10 protein-coding genes are annotated in these 17,483 nt (G+C 47.8%); 5 read left to right on the forward strand and 5 right to left on the reverse strand.

The annotated features are described in order from the left end of the window. Nucleotide 1 precedes the first annotated feature (1 nt). From CIK89_RS11310 to CIK89_RS11330, 5 genes are all read right to left on the reverse strand, one after another. Entirely contained in the window at nt 2-1,753 is a 1,752-nt protein-coding gene (locus CIK89_RS11310; RefSeq protein WP_094391470.1) for a polysaccharide lyase, read from the reverse strand. Nucleotides 1,754-1,990: 237 nt separating this feature from the next. After that, nucleotides 1,991-4,162 (reverse strand): RagB/SusD family nutrient uptake outer membrane protein, encoded by a 2,172-nt coding sequence (locus CIK89_RS11315; RefSeq protein ID WP_094391471.1) that lies wholly within the window; start codon nt 4,160-4,162, stop codon nt 1,991-1,993. 39 nt (nt 4,163-4,201) lie between these two features. Continuing rightward, a complete protein-coding gene (locus tag CIK89_RS11320) occupies nt 4,202-7,537 on the reverse strand; it encodes a TonB-dependent receptor (RefSeq protein ID WP_254046677.1) in 3,336 nt (1,111 codons plus the stop codon). 35 nt (nt 7,538-7,572) lie between these two features. Further along, on the reverse strand, nt 7,573-9,084 hold the full coding sequence (locus CIK89_RS11325; RefSeq protein WP_158215021.1) for a DUF4992 family lipoprotein: 1,512 nt from the start codon (nt 9,082-9,084) through the stop codon (nt 7,573-7,575). Between the two features lie 23 nt (nt 9,085-9,107). Continuing rightward, on the reverse strand, nt 9,108-10,010 hold the full coding sequence (locus tag CIK89_RS11330; RefSeq protein ID WP_094391474.1) for a sugar phosphate isomerase/epimerase family protein: 903 nt from the start codon (nt 10,008-10,010) through the stop codon (nt 9,108-9,110). 1,030 nt (nt 10,011-11,040) lie between these two features. Between CIK89_RS11330 and CIK89_RS11335 the strand changes: the two genes are divergently transcribed. The 5 genes from CIK89_RS11335 to CIK89_RS11355 all read left to right on the forward strand — a co-directional run bounded on the left by CIK89_RS11335 (nt 11,041) and on the right by CIK89_RS11355 (nt 17,477). After that, entirely contained in the window at nt 11,041-13,071 is a 2,031-nt protein-coding gene (locus CIK89_RS11335) for a histidine kinase (protein WP_094391475.1), read from the forward strand. A 27-nt stretch (nt 13,072-13,098) separates the two neighbouring features. Then, the gene (locus CIK89_RS11340) at nt 13,099-13,851 is read left to right on the forward strand and encodes a LytTR family DNA-binding domain-containing protein (RefSeq protein ID WP_158215022.1); all 753 of its coding nucleotides are present in this window, start codon (nt 13,099-13,101) and stop codon (nt 13,849-13,851) included. Nucleotides 13,852-13,869: 18 nt separating this feature from the next. Then, nucleotides 13,870-15,309: a tetratricopeptide repeat protein gene (locus CIK89_RS11345; RefSeq protein ID WP_094391477.1), complete on the forward strand. Its 1,440-nt coding sequence runs from the start codon at nt 13,870-13,872 to the stop codon at nt 15,307-15,309. Between the two features lie 156 nt (nt 15,310-15,465). Continuing rightward, entirely contained in the window at nt 15,466-16,314 is an 849-nt protein-coding gene (locus tag CIK89_RS11350) for a DUF3737 family protein (RefSeq protein WP_094391478.1), read from the forward strand. A 5-nt stretch (nt 16,315-16,319) separates the two neighbouring features. After that, nucleotides 16,320-17,477 carry a MalY/PatB family protein gene (locus CIK89_RS11355; RefSeq protein ID WP_094391479.1) on the forward strand — a complete coding sequence of 386 codons (1,158 nt, stop codon included), beginning with the start codon at nt 16,320-16,322 and terminating at the stop codon, nt 17,475-17,477. The last annotated feature ends 6 nt before the right edge of the window (nt 17,478-17,483 follow it).

Genomic DNA, 17,483 nt, shown 5'->3' on the forward strand with positions numbered 1-17,483 from the left:
ATTACATCAGTTTACCCTTGGCAGCAAGTGTATCGTAGTTGTTATTGAGATTACGCCAATCCACTTTGCTCTTGGGATCGATGCCATTGATGTACTTTTCTATATTGGTGTATCCATCGCCATTGCAGTCACCGTTAGCGTCAGAAGGATCGTTAGGATTCAATCCGTTGGCAATTTCCCACTCATCAGGCATACCGTCGCCATCGGTATCTACCCATGGTGTCCAAGCCTTATATTCAGGATAGCCACCCATCTGACGGGGATCAGTAATGACACCTTGTTTGTAACTGTCCTGCTGAAGACGACGATGTTTGAAGAATCCCTGTTCGTTTTTCGACTTATCGTGTAGTCCCCACATGTCGCCATAGGGATTGTCTTTTACTTTCTTCTCATACTTCTCCACGAAGTATGCCTGTCCGGTACGCACCTCATCACAGATACGCTGATCGACGATATCACGTGAGGGAATAGTAGCTCCAGCATTTGACAATACCCAGTCGAAGGCTTTCTCTGCACCCATGATGTTGACAAATGGCATTTCGAAAGGTTCGTTGCTACGCATCAGAGCGAGTTCTGTAGCATCAATATCACCATCCTTGTCGGCAGTCTGTATGCCACCATTCCAGTTGTTGCGCGTCACTTCATCATATCCTTCCATGATATTGCCAGTAGCATACACACGTCCAAACTGCTTAAAGGGGAAGAGATTGACGCTACGGCTCTCCGATTTTACAATGCGGTGGCCCACTGGTGAGTTTTTCGGAGTGAGAGGACCTGGTTTATAATAGTTGTTGATGAAGTTGGACATGGTAGTAAACTCACCTCCATCAGCAGTACGGTGTACCCAGTTATAAACCACGTTGTTGACGAAGTTGAACACACCGCCCCATCCTATACTTGGGTTACGTCCAGTATTATCTGCCCAAAGGTTGCGCATAAATGTGGCATTTTCGCCACCGATGGTAGAACCAAAAGCATGGTTCCATGTATCAAGTGCTTTAGCAGAGATGGTGTTCTGAATGGTAACATTAACTGTAGGCACCTTTCGTTTGGGTTTTCCATCCTTCATGTCAAACATGTGGCGATAGAATGAAATATTCTCATCCAGTCCCCATTCACATGAACAGTGGTCGATCATAATATTGCCCACAGGGTTTCCACCGAAGGAATCCTCGCGATGCCATACCAGAGTTTCACCTCTACGGAAGCGCATGTGGCGCACGATAACATCGTGGGTATCCACCTGAAACGACTCGCCAGCAATAATGACACCTTCACCAGGAGCAGTCTGTCCGGCAATAGTGATATATGGCGCACGTACAAAGATGGGGGATTTCAGACGGATGATGCCCGATACGTTGAATACAACGATGCGTGCACCGCCCTGTTCACATGCCCAACGGAACGATCCGGGACCATCGTCATTGAGATTGGTGACAGTCAATACCTTTCCGCCACGGCCACCAAAGGTGTACATACCGCCTCCCTCAGCTCCGGGGAAAGCGGGGATTTTTGCCTGACGAAGGTCGTATGGACGCGAAGCCCAAGGCACATAGGGTTTTCCTTCCTGTGCCTCTTTCACCACGATGGGGAATGCTACTGCCCAAGCTGAGTCGCTATGGGCTTGCCACTTATTCTCCAAAGAGTCAATCAGTTTTTTTGCTTCCTGTGTGATCTGTGGATACTGGGCTTTGGCTGTTGCAGGAAACAGCAGAGTGGCTGCCATTGCAGCCATCAAAACAGAGTGTTTCATTGTTTCTTATGTAGATTTTATTGTAGTTGGCTGTGGTATTCGACTATAATAATGACGAAAGGTTTAAAGAAATGTACCTATTTATCACAGGATTTTTTTCTGAGGAGATGGGCGGGGGCTGATGGGCTGAGGTTTCTATAGGGAATAGGTTTTCTAGAAAACTTAGCCCGCTCCTCAAAAAAAGGAATCCCTTGCACCGATGATGCAAGGGATTCCTTTTGATATGTTTGTTTCAGATTATTCAGCAGTCAGCGGGTCAAACGTACCCATCGCACCACCGTTATTAGCGTCTTCCCATCCAATGGTTTGGGGCAAACCGATATTCTTTTCTGAGATAGCCGACGAGAAGCCAAGGAAGTAGTACTTCGCACGGAAGTTGGTATAGAGATCCACCTTTGTCGACTCACCATTGGTCTCACGGGCGTCGCCCTTCTTCAGTTTGCGCACGAGGTTGTCGCCATACCATGACTTCAGCGTCTCCAACTGGTCGGTCAGGTCGTTGCGCAAGTCAACGCCAGCAGGACGCGTCACGCCAGCCTTCACCAGAGGATCCGAGTCATAGGTGGTTTTGCCGACGCCATACTTATCAGCAGTACGGAACTCCATGTTCTCACGACGCTGACCGTTGAAAGGCTTGAAGCCGAGCCATGTGCAGGTATTGCCACCCCATCCTTTCAGCACCTTGGCACCGATAGAGGCGAAGTTTGCACCACCATCGAAGAGCAACCAGCGACGCATGTCGTCGAAGCGCTTACCCTCATAGGCAAACTCCACCTGGCGCTCATAGAGGATTTCGCTCATGCAAGTGGCCTGATCGCCTGGCAGATCATAGGCGGGAACGCCAGCACGCTGACGCACCTGATTGACATAGCCCACAGCATCGTTCAACTGACCGGCACCGCAAGCCACCTCAGCGAGGTTGAGCAGCACCTCAGCATAGCGCAGTTCGATGAGCTGTGCTGCTGAATGGAAGGGCGCGCCATTGCCAGACTGTGTAGGATTGTAGGTGTAGAGAGCAGAAGGATTGACATCGAGGTCATCACTCTTTTTGCGCACGTAGATGCCCTGACGGCTAGCGAGCAAGTTGTCGGCACCATAAGAGTTGCCACTTTCAGCATTGCCCTGGTCGTCGAGCGTGGTGTACCACACATAGTTCCAAAGCACATAGTTCTTGCCATCCGATGGGTTGTTGGCATTGGCAGACGAAGCATCGCCATTATAGGCCCAGCGGAAACCAGGCATAGCGAAGGTGCGATAGAAACGTGGGTCGCGGTCCATGAATGGATAGTTGGCATCGTAAGTATACTTGGAAGTAGGCAGTTTGGTATAGGTTTCCATGCCCTCAGGAATCTTACCATCAGCCATGGGGAACATATCTACGAGCATAGCCGAAGCATTCTTGCCCGAGCCACAAGTATTCTTAGGACGGATGCCGTTCTCCCAATTGTTATTCTTCTGGTTGTCGGCACCTGTGCCCTTGATGTTGTTGTGGAGTGTCACAAAGACAGCCTCAGGGTTTTGTCCTACCTGAGTGAACTGAGCGGCGAAGTCGCTACCATTCACGTTGTTGGCGGTTTGATAGAGGCCATAGCCACAAGCATTGATCTTGGCGAGGTCGGCCTTCATCTCGGTGTAGGCATTGGTCCAACGGCTTTCATCGTTGTCGCGGTTGAAGAGTGGACTTGCCCAAAGCAGCAGCACGCGGCCTTTCAGGGCTAGAGCCGTACCCGTGGTGACGCGTCCCCAGTTGTCTGAGTCCCATCCGCCATTGGTAGTCTTAGCCTCAAGCAGTTCAGCCGACTGCTTCAAGTCTTCAAGGATGAAGTTGATGCTGGCCTCAGCCGAAGAACGATTGGTGAACGAAGTCTCCACGGGATCGAGTGGTTCGGTCACGAGGGGCACGCCACCATACCATTTCACGAGGTTGTAGTAGCACCAGGCACGGAGGAAGTAAGCCTGTCCGAGCATGATATTCTTATTATCCTCGCTGAGTGTGCACTCTTTGATGTTTTTGATAAAGTCGTTGATATTGCGAATACGACCATAGCAGAGTTCCTGGATATTGCCGTCCGAACCCTTGAAATAGTCGGGTACGCTGGTACCCGTAGTTGTCGACGATAGTTCGTTTTGCGGGTCAACGAATGCGCCGAAGCCGCTATATTCCTCTGTAGATTTGGCAGCGTCGTCGGCATTGCCGCATGAGGGGTACTTCCAAGAGATGTTGCTCACCTGTGGCAACGACCAAGCATAGAGGTCATTGAGGCGGCCGTTGGCACCCTCGATATAGTTATATACGTCCTTGTTGACATTGTCGTAGTTCTTCTTTTCCTCAAGGAACGAGTCGCTACAAGCCGAGAAAGCAGCCACTGTCAACAGACCGAAACTGAAATATTTAATTGTTTTTTTCATATTCTTATACTATTATATATAATGTGTCCCAATAATGAATTAGAACGAGAGGTTGACACCAACAGTCCACTTGCGGAGGTTAGGATAGCTGCCGTAAGTGCCTGCCATAGGATTCATAAACTTATCAGGATAGGGGTTGTAGAAGTTGAGCACGTTCTGACCCGTCACGTTGACACGGATGTTGTTGATACCAAATTTCTTGTAGAGGCTTGAAGGAATGGTATAAGCCAAGGTCAGACGGTTGAGGGCCACACGTGCAGCACTCACTCTCCAGAACGAAGAGGTCACGGCATTCACATTGCTATAAGCCAGGTTAGGATACTGTGCGTCGCGGTTGGCTTCCATCAGCAGATTTCCGCTTCCATCATAGATATCCTGATATACAAACATGTTGTCGGGATTCCAGAACGATGGCATGTTGCAGTATTCCAGGCTACCGTTGGGTTTCAGAGCAGCCGAAGGCACTACGGTGTAGCCACCCCAGCTTGCGCCAAACTGAGCGGTGAGCGAGATGCCCTTCCATTCAGCGCCGGCATTGATGGTGAATCCATAAGGGTTGGTGCGGTTGGAGAGTTGCACCTGATCGAGCTCCTCGTCCACGTTGTGGTCGGGACCAGCATAAGTGCCGTTCTCTTGCAATGCGCCACGCACATCCTTATAGATCAGCATACCTGGGCGAACCTGTTCTTTGGTCATGCCCATATAGGTGCCATAGCTGCCGTCTTCCTTCTTCATATACATGTCGAAGTATTCGTTGATGTCCTGGAATGAACGGAACATGCCAATGCACTGCATACCCCAGAGTCCCATGTCGGTGCGATGTCCCTTGGTAATTTGGCGATACAGTGAGTTGCCAGTCACCCAGTCCATCACGAGGACCTCATTGTCGCGATAGCCAGTGTTGAGACCAATGCGATATTTGAAGTCCTTGCCAATCTTGTCACGCCAGTTGACGCTGAGCTCCCATCCCCAGCTGTTCATCTCGCCGAGGTTGACAGCGGCACTCTGAGTACCAACGGTAGAAGGCACGCTCTGCTTGATGTTCATCAGCATTTCGCGGTTCTTCTCATTGTAGTATTCAGCAGAAACGGCGAGTCGCTTGTTGAGCACCTGGAAGTCAACACCGATGTTGGTCTTGTAGGACTTGTCCCAATGCACGTCGCGGTTGACGGCCGAGTTGTTTTTATTGATGGTGATACGGCTACCCGAATCGATGTTCGCACCCGTACCGAAGATGATACCCTTGTTGGCATCCTGTGCATAGACCTGCATCCACTGCCAAGCAGCGGTGTTGTCACGACCGGTCATACCCCAGCTGGCACGCAGTTTGAGGAAGTCAACCCAAGATGCAGCTTTCTGGAACCATTTCTCTTCGCTGATTACCCAACCTGCTGATACTGCAGGGAATGTTCCCCAATAGTTTTCTGGAGCAAATTTAGTAGAAGCGTCAGAGCGGAGCAAGAATTCGAAGAGGTATTTATCAGCATAAGCGTAGTTGATACGTCCGATGTACGACATCGTACCGCTCTCACTGCGGGTGAACACCGTGGTGCGTTCGCCGCTAGCCGAGTTATACTGACCTGTGGTGAAGGGATAAGGAGTCTGACGCTGACCTTCGAGGTATTCACTCTCGGCCTCCGACTTCTCAATGGCGAAGAGCGCGTTGACATGATGCTGTCCGAAGTCACGCGCATAGGTTGCGGTGAAGTTCATCTGATAGTTGTCGGTGCGTGTCATGGTGCGGTAGAGCATATCGCCGTTGGCCCTTTCGAGAGCCACGAAGTTGCTATTGGCGAGATAGTCGAAGCCCTCTTCATCGCCAGATGTTGGTGTATAGAGGTGCTGACCGCTACCATAGCGTTGGTTCATCTTATAGAGTGTGAAGTGAGAACCATACTGGTTGTTCTTCGTGTTGTTGATACTCTTCGAGTAAGAGAACTTCAGTTTCAGTCCTTTGAGGATGTTGCTCCATCCGAAGTCGTAGGTGATGCCAGCGTTGATGTTCATGTTGTTGCTCATCGAACGGCTGTAGTCGCCATTGTTCTGCAGCACCGAGAAGTTATAGTTCTGGTTTTGGTTCACCTCCGAGTTGCTGACTCCATAGGCAGCCATAGGCATGCCGTTGACATATTCGGGAATATATCCTGGGTGAGTGAGCAGCAGGTTATAGTCTTTCTCATTGCCCGAACCGCCCACTTTCACGAGTGGTGTATTCTTTTTGCCATAGTCGCCGCTGATGGTCAGATTGGCACCGAGCCACTTGCTGACCTTCACGTCGATGCCGGCGCGATAGTTCCAGCGGTTGTAGTCGAGGCGTCCGAGGTTACCGTCTTGTGTGAAGTAAGAAATACCTCCAAAGTAACTGACACGCTCCGTGGCACCGCTGATATTGGCAGAATGCTTCTGCGTGAATCCTGTCTCCCAGTTGTCGCCCAGCAAATCATAATTGAGATTCTTCATAGCCTCGAGCTCATCCTTCTGAAAGAGTGCGGTGGTCTTGTTGAGCGAAGTGTTGGTGGGGTCGGCGGCAGCCACTGCATTGTAGAGACGACCATAGTTATAGGTGCTCAGCATTTTGGGGCGAGCCACCTCATCGGTAAAACCGAAGGTTCCGCTATAGCTGATGGTTGGTTTGCCAATCTTACCCTTTTTGGTGGTCACGAGGATTACACCATTGGCAGCACGTGCGCCGTAAACGGCGGCAGAAGCGTCTTTCAATACAGAGATGCTCTCCACTTCAGAGGGATCGAGGTTATTGAATGCCTCAGCACCGAGGTTTTGGGTGCTGTTGCCAATCTTGATATCGTTGGGATATACATAACCATCGATAACGAAGAGAGGCTCCTGTGCGCTGACGCCCACGGAACCGAGTGAGTTGGTATCACGTATCTTAATGGTGGCGCGCTCGCCTGGACGGGCATCACCGCCACTAACCGACATACCGTTAACCAGTCCGCTCAGTGTAGAAGCCAGTCCGCCTGCAGCAATATCCTGCACGTCGTTCATATCTACTGTGGCTACTGATCCGGTGAGGTGTGCTTTCTTCTGTGCACCATAACCTACTACTACCACTTCGTCAAGACTTTGGCGGTCTTCCTGCAGGGAGATCTTTCCTCCGGGCAATACGGTCTGTGGCAGATAGCCGATATAAGAGATGACAACCTTTTGTCCTTTCTGCACATTGATTTTATAAGTACCGTTGACGTCGGTGACCGTACCAGTCTTGGTGCCCGACACCATAACGGATGCGCCGATGACGGGTTCGCCGTTTTCATCGACCACGCTACCCGTAACGGTCTGGTTCTGGGCCATGACTGGTGCGGCAGCAAAAGCCATCATCGTACCCAGACATATTCTTGCAATAAACTTTCTCATACTGTGTTCAGTTATATTTTTTGGTCGTTAATGGATTAGTTCTTCCAACGTGGGTCGCCAATAGTACTTGAGATAGCACCTGTGGCTTTGAAATTGATACCGTAGTTGGGCTGTGTGAAGTCGAGTTCTTTCTTGGTCTCAGCGACATCGATACCGATTTCTTCTTCTGTTGCATACTTGCCTTTGTCGGTGCCATCAACTGAGTTGGCAATGCCCTGAATGGTGTTCAGCTCCTGATGGAAGGTCTTGGTGCAGTTGCCCTGAATGAACTTTTGCAGACGGAAACAGTCGTAGAAGATATTGTTATCGAAGGTGATAACATACTCCTTGCGGTTAGGAGTGTTGTTACCAAACTCTTTCTTGTCATAAACGCGCACGAAGGTATTGTCCATCATGGTGCAGCTACCGTCGGCTGTGGGGAATGCACGATCCAAGTCTTTGTTATTGAAACGGAACATGCGGTTCTTGCTGTTGCTTACAATGTTGTAGATGGTGCTCTCCTTGATGGTGATACTCTTGATGCCACCATACCAGAATGAGCCACCGCTTGGAGCCTTGAAGCCGTTAGAGAATCCGCAGATGATGGCACCGTTGGAGTTCTTCATACCATCGTTGTTCAACTGAACCACGCAATTCATCACGCGCACATCGGCGATACCCCATGAGCAGTCGCCCACTGAAAAGAGTCCGTCACATACGTTTTTGAAGGCGCAATCCTGGATGACGATAGGATCTTGCAGGATATAGACATCGGCTGGTTTGCCACCGTTCTTACCGGCACCCACCTTCTGGGCTTCGGCTGAACATGATGCAGGAGGCTCTGGTGACATCTCGATGACACCACCCTTACGATTGATGGCGCTACAGTCGAATTTAATAAACTTCACTTTAAGCTGTGCTGAAGTGAAGATGGCAGCTTTCTCGCCCATCACCACAGTGGCATGGTCGAGTTTGTTACCGCGCAAAGTCATCTTGTTGGTTTTGAAATCTACTGCGGTGTTGCAGGTGTATTGACCGCCTGCTTCCAACTCGAAGGCCTGTTCATTTTCGCTGTCCTGCATATTGGCAGCTACGAATTCAGCAATATCCTGACCGGCAGGAATAGTGATGGCAGGCACCAGTGTGCTGTACTTCACTGCCTCAGGAGCATCGGCCTCGGTATTGTTCAATCGGGTGTTGCCCATGGTGTGGACCTTCACCTCGTAGTTGGTGTCCTCTGCTTTGGGGAATGTGAACGATGTTCCATCTACAGTACCCTTAGCGAGTTCTACTGGCTTTGTGGGGTCGTCCACATTGTAAGCCTCATACTCGTAGCCACCGGCACCAGCCACGGTTTCCCATTTCACAATGACGCTCTCACTTCCGTCGGAATTGACCTGCGAACCGAAGGTCAGTTCTGGGTTTGTGAGCTTGCTGTTGGTAACAGAGCTAACGAACTGCTCTTCTGTGAAACCGTCTTCTGCACATGAGGCAAGCATCAGCGCACCAGCACCTACGAGGGCTATGGCACACATTTTACCTGATGTAAAGATTCGATTTTTGTTCATAGAATAAATCATTTTGTTAGTAATTAGTTTTTATTTATTGTCTCTTTTTCTTGAAACAGTCTCTTGAGGTATGCCACATTGGTGGAGAAGTTATACTTCACGTCTCTGACACGACTTACATCGCGACTGCGCTCCACTACGAGCCATCCGCTCCACCCCATGCGGTCGAGGGTGCGTTTCACTGCGGGCATATCGATTCGCGTATCGCGGTCGAGGGTGACGCTGTCGGTCAGCGAGGCATGGATCTGGGCGATGCGGCGTCGGCCCAGTATGCGCAATTCTGTCGATGGGTCGAGCCCTTGGTCAACGGCATCTTGAAGATTGAAGTAGGCTTTCACGCCCTTGCTATCAATATCGGCAAGCATCCGCTTGGTGTGGCGGGCATCCATTCCTGTGCGCAGCGCGATAATTTTGCCTTCGCGGCGTGCCATCTCTCCGGCTTCGTGCAGACGTGCAACAAGTGTGTTATAGGGTTCGCCTGTCATCGTCTGCCACTCGCGGCCACTGCCTCCCAATGGCAGGAATGCCACCTTGGCACCCATCACGTCCATGGTTTTCAGACAGTCTGCTACGAGGTCGCGCCAGTTGTCGCGCGTTATCAGACTCTGTGCAAAGAATCCAGACATGGCTACCGATGGCACTTCGATACCAAGTGAATCGGCTGTATGACGGAAGAGTTGCTGGAAATGACGATCACGGAGTTTGTTGTCAAATTGCGGTCGTTTGCCTAATGGCCCCATATCCATCTCGATACCATCAGCGCCAATGGTTTTAGCAAGCTGAAACTCTCCTAACTTTTGTCGTTTCAGCATCATCCAGTCGCATGCAGCCACACGATATTTCTGTGCAAATGCCGTTGTGACATTTGTCATTATCATGAAGGCTACACATATCATCATGTGTAAGGTGGTTGCTTTAAATTTCATTTTAGGTTGTACAAACTATATAGTATTTCAGTATAATGACGCACCATTGCACGGTTTGTCATCATAAACACTAAAAAAAATAAATTTCTTTGTTTTTGCTTCACAGGCTTTTTTATTTAGCTTATCTCTAAATATAATGTACGCGCACACATGCGCACGCACGCGTGCCTTTAAAATTTTCGACCACTCGGCCACCATTCTACAATATAACGCACGCTTACAGGCACTTACACCGGGTGGTCGATTCCTAAAAATCGGGAAATTCGACCACCATTCGACCACCGTTCGACCACTGACCAACAATCACTTTGTTTTCATTTCGACATTGCCAACACTTTTGCCAAACGTTTGAAAACACCTTTGGCAACATTGGAAAATACCTTTGTCGAACATTAGACAATACTTTTATCAAACGTTGAAAACACCTTTATCAAACGTTGGATAACACTTTTATCAAACGTTGGATAATACCTTTATCAAACGTTGGATAATACCTTTATCAAACGTTGGATAATACTTTTATCAAACGTGCAACACCCTTATGATAAAATTGTTCATAACTCTCACAACCACAATAAAAATATACAAAAAAACATCGAATAATGGGTTGCACATCAATATAAAAAAGACATTAGCAGCAGTACTCTAATGAGCAACGGGGTGTTCGGTGCTCGATTATTTTAAAAAAATCAAAATAACTGCATGCCACATACAATGAGTCAATGGCACTACACCATACATACCCACTGCCTATCGCAATATAGTTTCACTCCTATGCAATAGGGAGCGATTAGCCAATACGTTTGAATGTTTCCAATCGGGTGTAGGTCTTACCTTCGTGTTCTATGAGTACTTATCGATTGTGGTATTATCATTTGTCGTCGGCGACACCGTGTCTGACAAAAGGTAGAAAGAATGGAAACAAACTTGTAATATCAAGTGATAGCACACAAAAATACGAGAAAGATGATGGTTTTTTCAGAAAAAATGCCTACTTTTGCGGTTACATAAACATAACCTGGCAATAACTATGTGGAAACTAAAAACAGTGACAGTGGGCTTGCTTGCACTCGCCATGATGACGGGATGCGACGTTGTGCAAGAAGAAAAGCAACAAGAAACACTGCGCACAAACGTGGAAGACTCGATAGGTATGGGACGTACGGCATACGCCTCGCGATGCATCAACCAACAGTTGATGGCAGCAAAAGACAGCGACGCCTACTACCTCTGGCTCTCTATGCGCAATAAACTATACTACACCCGCATGCAGACTGACTCCATGAAGGTTACCATGAACCGCATACAACAGTATATCAGCAGTTGTAACCACAAAGCTCGCAAGCCCGGACGTGGAGGCAGCGACTTCAATCTGCTGCAAGCCGAATGGCTGTTGGCTAAAGGGGTGTGGCATACTGCCATCATGGGGCGACCTGATTCTGGACTGGTCTATAACAACAAGGCCATAGAACAACTCAAAAAAATCAACGCACGCCCTCAACTGATGCTGTCTGCACTAACCAACCAAGCCGATTACTACCGACAATTGGGAAAACTCGACTATAGCGCCGACGCCTATATGCAGGCACTTGCACTATCAGACACGATGAATAACCCCAATGCCAACACTGCCGTAGAGTTGGGCATAGCTACAGTATATACCTTCTTGGCAGACTATGAGAATAGCAACAAATGGTGGAAACGCGCCGAACAACACGTATCAGAGATGCAGAGAGCAGATCAATTCATCTTCTACAATAACAGAGGTAATGATCTGTACCTGCAACAACGATACAGCGAAGCTCTACCCTATTTCAAAAAAGCTGCTACACTGGTAAAAGGCGACTCTACCAAAGCATGGGACTACTACACTGCACGTGCCAATATGGGCGAAATCTACGTGTGGCTGGGACACACCGAACAAGCCCGACAGGCACTCGACGAGGCTGACGCGTTCTTCCAACAGGCAGGATTCGATATTGTGCGCTACTATATCGAAACATCGCGCATTGGGCTCGACCTTAAAGAAGGACATACTGACCGGGCACTAAAACGCATGGCTGAAGCCTCAACACCCAAGCACATGCTGCCTGCGGCAGTGGTGCAACGACTCAAAATCGAAGAACTGGTGTATCGCACAGCTAAGATGATGCCCCAAGCTTATGCAGTTCACCAACAAAAAGATGCCATCAATGACTCAATACAAACGGCAAACATGACCATGCGCATGAATGCCAATCTGCTTCAATACCAACACAATAGAAAGCTGGACGAACAACAGCACATCATTGACCGACAATATATCATGGGACTGCTGGCATGGGGACTATTCCTCATTGCCACACTCATCATCATCGTGCTTGGCATATTGGTTTATCTGCGACACCGACAACATCAACTACACAATCTGAAAGTAAGGCAACAGATTGTAAGGCTACGCATGGAAAACATACGTAACCGCATATCGCCTCACTTCATATTCAACGCACTCAACCATGAAATGCTGGCACAAATGAATGGAAAAAAGGTAAACCTGTCATCGCTGACACAACTGCTAAGAAGAGGACTGGCACAAACCGAAATGCTGGAAACAACACTCAGCGAAGAACTGGCTTTCATCAAATACTACGTCAGCATCGAGTCACAACAGATGGAATCTGACTTCCGTTTCAAGATAGAAAAAGAAAAAAACGTGAACACAGACCGTGTGTTTATACCTGCTATGGTGGTACAAATCTATGTAGAGAATGCTATCAAACACGGACTGAGACCCAAGAAAATAGTGGAAGGCAAATATCGTGACCTACTCATCAAAATACACAGAAAAGGAACTGACAGCACTGAAATAGAAGTGCTCGACAACGGCATGGGACTGGGACCTACATCAACAGAACAGATGCACACCGGTATGAAAGTGGTGCAACAAACCATACAAATGCTCAACGACCACAACAACAGTAAGATTGCTTTCGGCATAATGAACAGGCGAGACCTGCCTGCCGGAGAAACAGGATGCCGCTCGTGGATTACTGTGCCCGACAGTTTCGACTTCTTACTATAACCTTTTATAAAAGAGCTTATGACTAATATGGAACGACATATCAGAGCATTCATCATTGATGACAGCGTCGTGGCTGTCGAAGTGTTGAAACGAATACTTGAAAGCAATCACCCAGTAACAGTGGTAGGTACTGCCTACGATGGGCCGACGGCTGTCGGACAGGTGATAGAACTACAACCCGACTTGATATTCACCGATGTAGAGATGCCATCCATGACGGGTATAGAATTCTGCCAACAGATACGTCATCAGGTAAAACCAAATACCAAAGTGGTGTTTTATACCGCCCACGAAAAATATATGATAGATGCCCTTCATCTACAGGCTTTCGACTATTTGCTCAAACCACCCACACCAGAAGATGTAGCAATGCTGATGATGCGCTACTACGAAAACAAACTGACGGAAATACCAACCATGCAGACAGTTGCACCACAGCGCCGTCAATCAATTATCGTAATCAACGCAACGGGCGAACATATTGTATTGCAGGCTTCTGAGGTGGCTTTCTTCCGCTTCAATACAGACAGGAAACAATGGGAAGTAATCTGCTGCGATGGCAACATCTACTGCCTACGATCACGTAGCAATAGCGATACTATACTGGACTACTCTGCCGATTTCGTACAAATTCACAAAAGCTATATTGTCAACATAGAACACGTCAAAATGATACAGGAGTCGCAGTGTTTTCTCAAAGAGCCACTGCAAGACATCGACGAACTGAAGGTGAGCAGAAACTACAAACGCTCACTAATGGATGCTTTCTATGCACTATAAACACTAAACACATCACACATGCACTATTTGAAACTCATCATCATGCTCCTTGCCATCATCACCATGGGGGCATGTAGCAATAAGGCAGAAAAGGCACAAATGCTATATCAGCAAAGCGAACAACTCATTAAGAAGGATCACAAATGGACCGAAGCTGGCGAAATGCTGCTTGGCAGTTTGCAACTGCAAGACGAAAACGAGCCTACACCGCTACTGGCACGCACCTATGCACTACTGTCGAAAGTATATTGGGAGGAAGATCGCATCAAGAAAGCTATAGAATATGCACACCGCGGACTCAACACCGCACTGGCAATGCGCAACGACACTCTTCACTTACAACTATACACAAGAGTGGGATCGTCCTATTATCTCATACACAAGAACGATTCGGCTACCTCCTATTTCAATAAGGCACTCGACAAAGCCATTGCCATGAACGACTCCAACGGCATTTACAATGCATACAACAACCTCGGTGCACTGAAACTCAGCATGGAGAAGTTTGACGAAGCACTCGCCTATTTCGACAAGTCATACAGTTATGCACGCAACATAGATGCCCATGATTTTCACTATTATTATAATAAGTCACGCTGCTATCAGTATTTGAAACAATGGACGCTGTGTATCGATGCCACCCGTAAGGCAATCGCCAATATTCCCAAAGAGGATTTAGAAGGAAGATCGAAACTATACCAACGACTCTTCTTGGCTGAACGGAGCATAGGAAACTACGAAGCAGCATGTGTGGCTGCAGATACATCGTATAACTATCTTGACAAATATTGGAATCAAAGGCGCGATGAGGATATGCGCGACTTGACTGAGCAATATCAGCAAGAACGCTACAACACACAACTGAAACTGCAACGCACGCAATGGATGGTAATGGTAGTTGTGGTGCTGATGATTATGGGGGCTGCCATCATGTTTGTATCACACCGCAACAAAAAACGTATCATGCGCTTACAGAAACGCTTGGAAAACCTCAAACTGCAAATCTACCGCGAACGAAACACAATACAACAGACTGCGGAAGAAAGTCAAAACAAGGTAGGGCAAACAATGCCCAACAACGAAAAACTCTATACACTCTGCTTACAACAATTGGCAGTGGCACGCGATTTGTTTAAGATGCGACCCGAATACATGCGACTCTACCAACTGAAATATCGCACCGATCATCAATATCTGTCAGACCCAGAACGCATGCCATTGCTTGATAGTGTGGTGGAGGTGTTTATTGAACCATTGCAAAACCTTCGCAGATTGTTCACCGAACTGACCGAAGACGAATGTATATATGCTATCCTCACCTTCCTCGGATGCAACAATGCCACCATCTCCATGATGACCAAAACATCAGAACCTACACTGCGTAAACGCAGAAGCCGATTCAAACAGAAAAGCCACGATATGGTATTCCGCTTTCTGATGCAGAACGAAGAAACATAGAGATACCTCAAAGACCGAAAAACTACCTTTATTTCCGATTATACCTAACAGAAAGAAAAATTAGTGGAAAGGGAGAGGGATTTTCCACAAAATAGTCGTAATTTTGCGGAATAAAACAAAGAAATGCCCTGTTGATGGGCTACGACAAGATTACATATGAAACTGATAAAAGACAAACAATTCGGTGGTGAACGCCCATTGTTCGCCACACACGACCTACAACTGGATAACGTGACCATCATAGATGGTGAGAGTGGTATCAAGCAATGTAGCAATATCGCTGCAACAGGATGTCACTTCTATGGAAAATATCCTTGGTGGCACGTTGATGGTGCACAAATTGACCATTGCTATTTTGCACCAGGATCACGTTCTGCCATCTGGTACACCGACAATCTTACAATGACAGATACCAAGATTGACGGTCCGAAATTCTTCCGCGAAATGAAAAACGTGACGCTGGAAAACGTAGAGATTACAGATGCCGACGAAACTTTTTGGCGCGTAGAAGATGTACGACTGAAAAACGTAACACTACACGATGGGACATACCCCTTTATGTTTGCACGCAACATCTATGTGGACGGACTGGTGAGCGACTCGAAATATATCTTCCAATACTGCGAGAATGTGGAAATACACCATGCTAAAATCACCACGAAAGACTCATTCTGGGAGTGTGAGAACGTGACGGTCTATGACTCTGAGCTCGATGGAGAGTATCTGGCATGGCACTCCAAGAACGTGCGCCTCGTCAACTGCCACCTCAAAGGCGAACAACTGCTCTGCTATGTGGATAACCTCAAACTCGAAAACTGTACCTTCGATGCGGAATGTGACCGCATCTTCGAATATTCTACAGTAGAGGCAGACATCCGCGGACATGTGGAAAACATAAAAAATCCAACGTCGGGACACATCGTGGCAGACTCAATAGGTAGCATCACCATCGACAAAAATGTGCGGCAACCTAACAACTGTGTAATAGAAACTCGCAAGCTATAAAGCCTATGAAATACGATTTTGACAAACCAACACAACGCCGGGGCACCCACTGTGTAAAGTGGGACGAGGCTCCATCAGACAAGGTTATACCCTTGTGGGTAGCTGATATGGACTTCGAAGCAGCTCCTGCCATTGTCGAAGCAGTAGTAAAACGAGCACAACAGGGCATCTACGGCTATACTCTGGTGGAAGATGACTACTATAATGCCGTCATCTCATGGTTTGCAAGACGCCACCAATGGACTATCCACCGCGACGAAATTCTATATACCACTGGTGTAGTACCTGCCGTTTCGGTGGCTATCAAGGCACTGACCATGCCTGGCGAACAAGTGGTGATGCTATCGCCAGACTACAATTGCTTCTTCTCATCAATCCGAAACAACGGTTGTCAGGTATCAGAAAGCGTGTTGTTGCGCCACAACGATACGTTTGTAATAGACTGGGAGGACTTGGAAAAACGTTGTGCAGAAGAGAAAACTACGATGCTTTTGCTCTGCAATCCACACAATCCAACAGGACGAGTGTGGACTATAGACGAACTGGAGCGTATCAATACCATCTGCATGAAGCACGATGTGAAGGTGATTAGCGATGAAATACATTGCGAACTTGTCATGCCTGGACACCGATTCCAACCTTTTGCTGCCGTGAGCGAGAGTTGTCGGCAAAACAGCGTGATACTGAATTCACCATCCAAATCATTTAATATTGCCGGACTACAGACTGCCAACATAATTTGCGCCAACCCCGAATGGCGACGCAGACTGAACCGAGCTATTAATATCAATGAGGTGTGCGATATCAATCCCTTCGGCAATGTGGCACTTATGGCAGCCTACAACGACAGCGAAGACTGGATAGACCAACTCAACGAATACCTCTGGGGCAACTACCAATGGCTCTGTCAGTTTGTGGAAAACAACATCCCGCAATGGAAAGTATGCCGATTGGAAGGCACCTATCTACCATGGATTGACGTATCGGCTGGTGGCGAGGAGACTGATGCACTCTGCCAACGACTGCTCGACGAAGCTCAAGTATGGCTCAATCCTGGCACTATGTACGGCGCCGAAAGTGGTCGTGGCTATGTCCGTGTCAATATTGCTTGCCAGCGCAAACGCTTGGAGGAAGCTATGAACAGAATCAAACTAAAATTATAATATGAA

The sequence above is a fragment of the Prevotella sp. P4-119 genome (genome assembly GCF_002251345.1).
In the GTDB taxonomy this organism is placed as follows: domain Bacteria; phylum Bacteroidota; class Bacteroidia; order Bacteroidales; family Bacteroidaceae; genus Prevotella.

Bases quoted from the DNA above. Each gene is read 5' to 3' on its own strand.
- CIK89_RS11310 (WP_094391470.1), bottom strand. From the start codon at position 1,753: ATGAAACACTCTGTTTTGATGGCTGCAATGGCAGCCACTCTGCTGTTT.
- CIK89_RS11330 (WP_094391474.1), bottom strand. From the start codon at position 10,010: ATGAAATTTAAAGCAACCACCTTACACATGATGATATGTGTAGCCTTC.
- CIK89_RS11350 (WP_094391478.1), top strand. From the start codon at position 15,466: ATGAAACTGATAAAAGACAAACAATTCGGTGGTGAACGCCCATTGTTC.
- CIK89_RS11340 (WP_158215022.1), top strand. From the start codon at position 13,099: ATGGAACGACATATCAGAGCATTCATCATTGATGACAGCGTCGTGGCT.
- CIK89_RS11325 (WP_158215021.1), bottom strand. From the start codon at position 9,084: ATGAACAAAAATCGAATCTTTACATCAGGTAAAATGTGTGCCATAGCC.
- CIK89_RS11315 (WP_094391471.1), bottom strand. From the start codon at position 4,162: ATGAAAAAAACAATTAAATATTTCAGTTTCGGTCTGTTGACAGTGGCT.
- CIK89_RS11320 (WP_254046677.1), bottom strand. From the start codon at position 7,537: ATGAGAAAGTTTATTGCAAGAATATGTCTGGGTACGATGATGGCTTTT.
- CIK89_RS11355 (WP_094391479.1), top strand. From the start codon at position 16,320: ATGAAATACGATTTTGACAAACCAACACAACGCCGGGGCACCCACTGT.
- CIK89_RS11335 (WP_094391475.1), top strand. From the start codon at position 11,041: ATGTGGAAACTAAAAACAGTGACAGTGGGCTTGCTTGCACTCGCCATG.
- CIK89_RS11345 (WP_094391477.1), top strand. From the start codon at position 13,870: ATGCACTATTTGAAACTCATCATCATGCTCCTTGCCATCATCACCATG.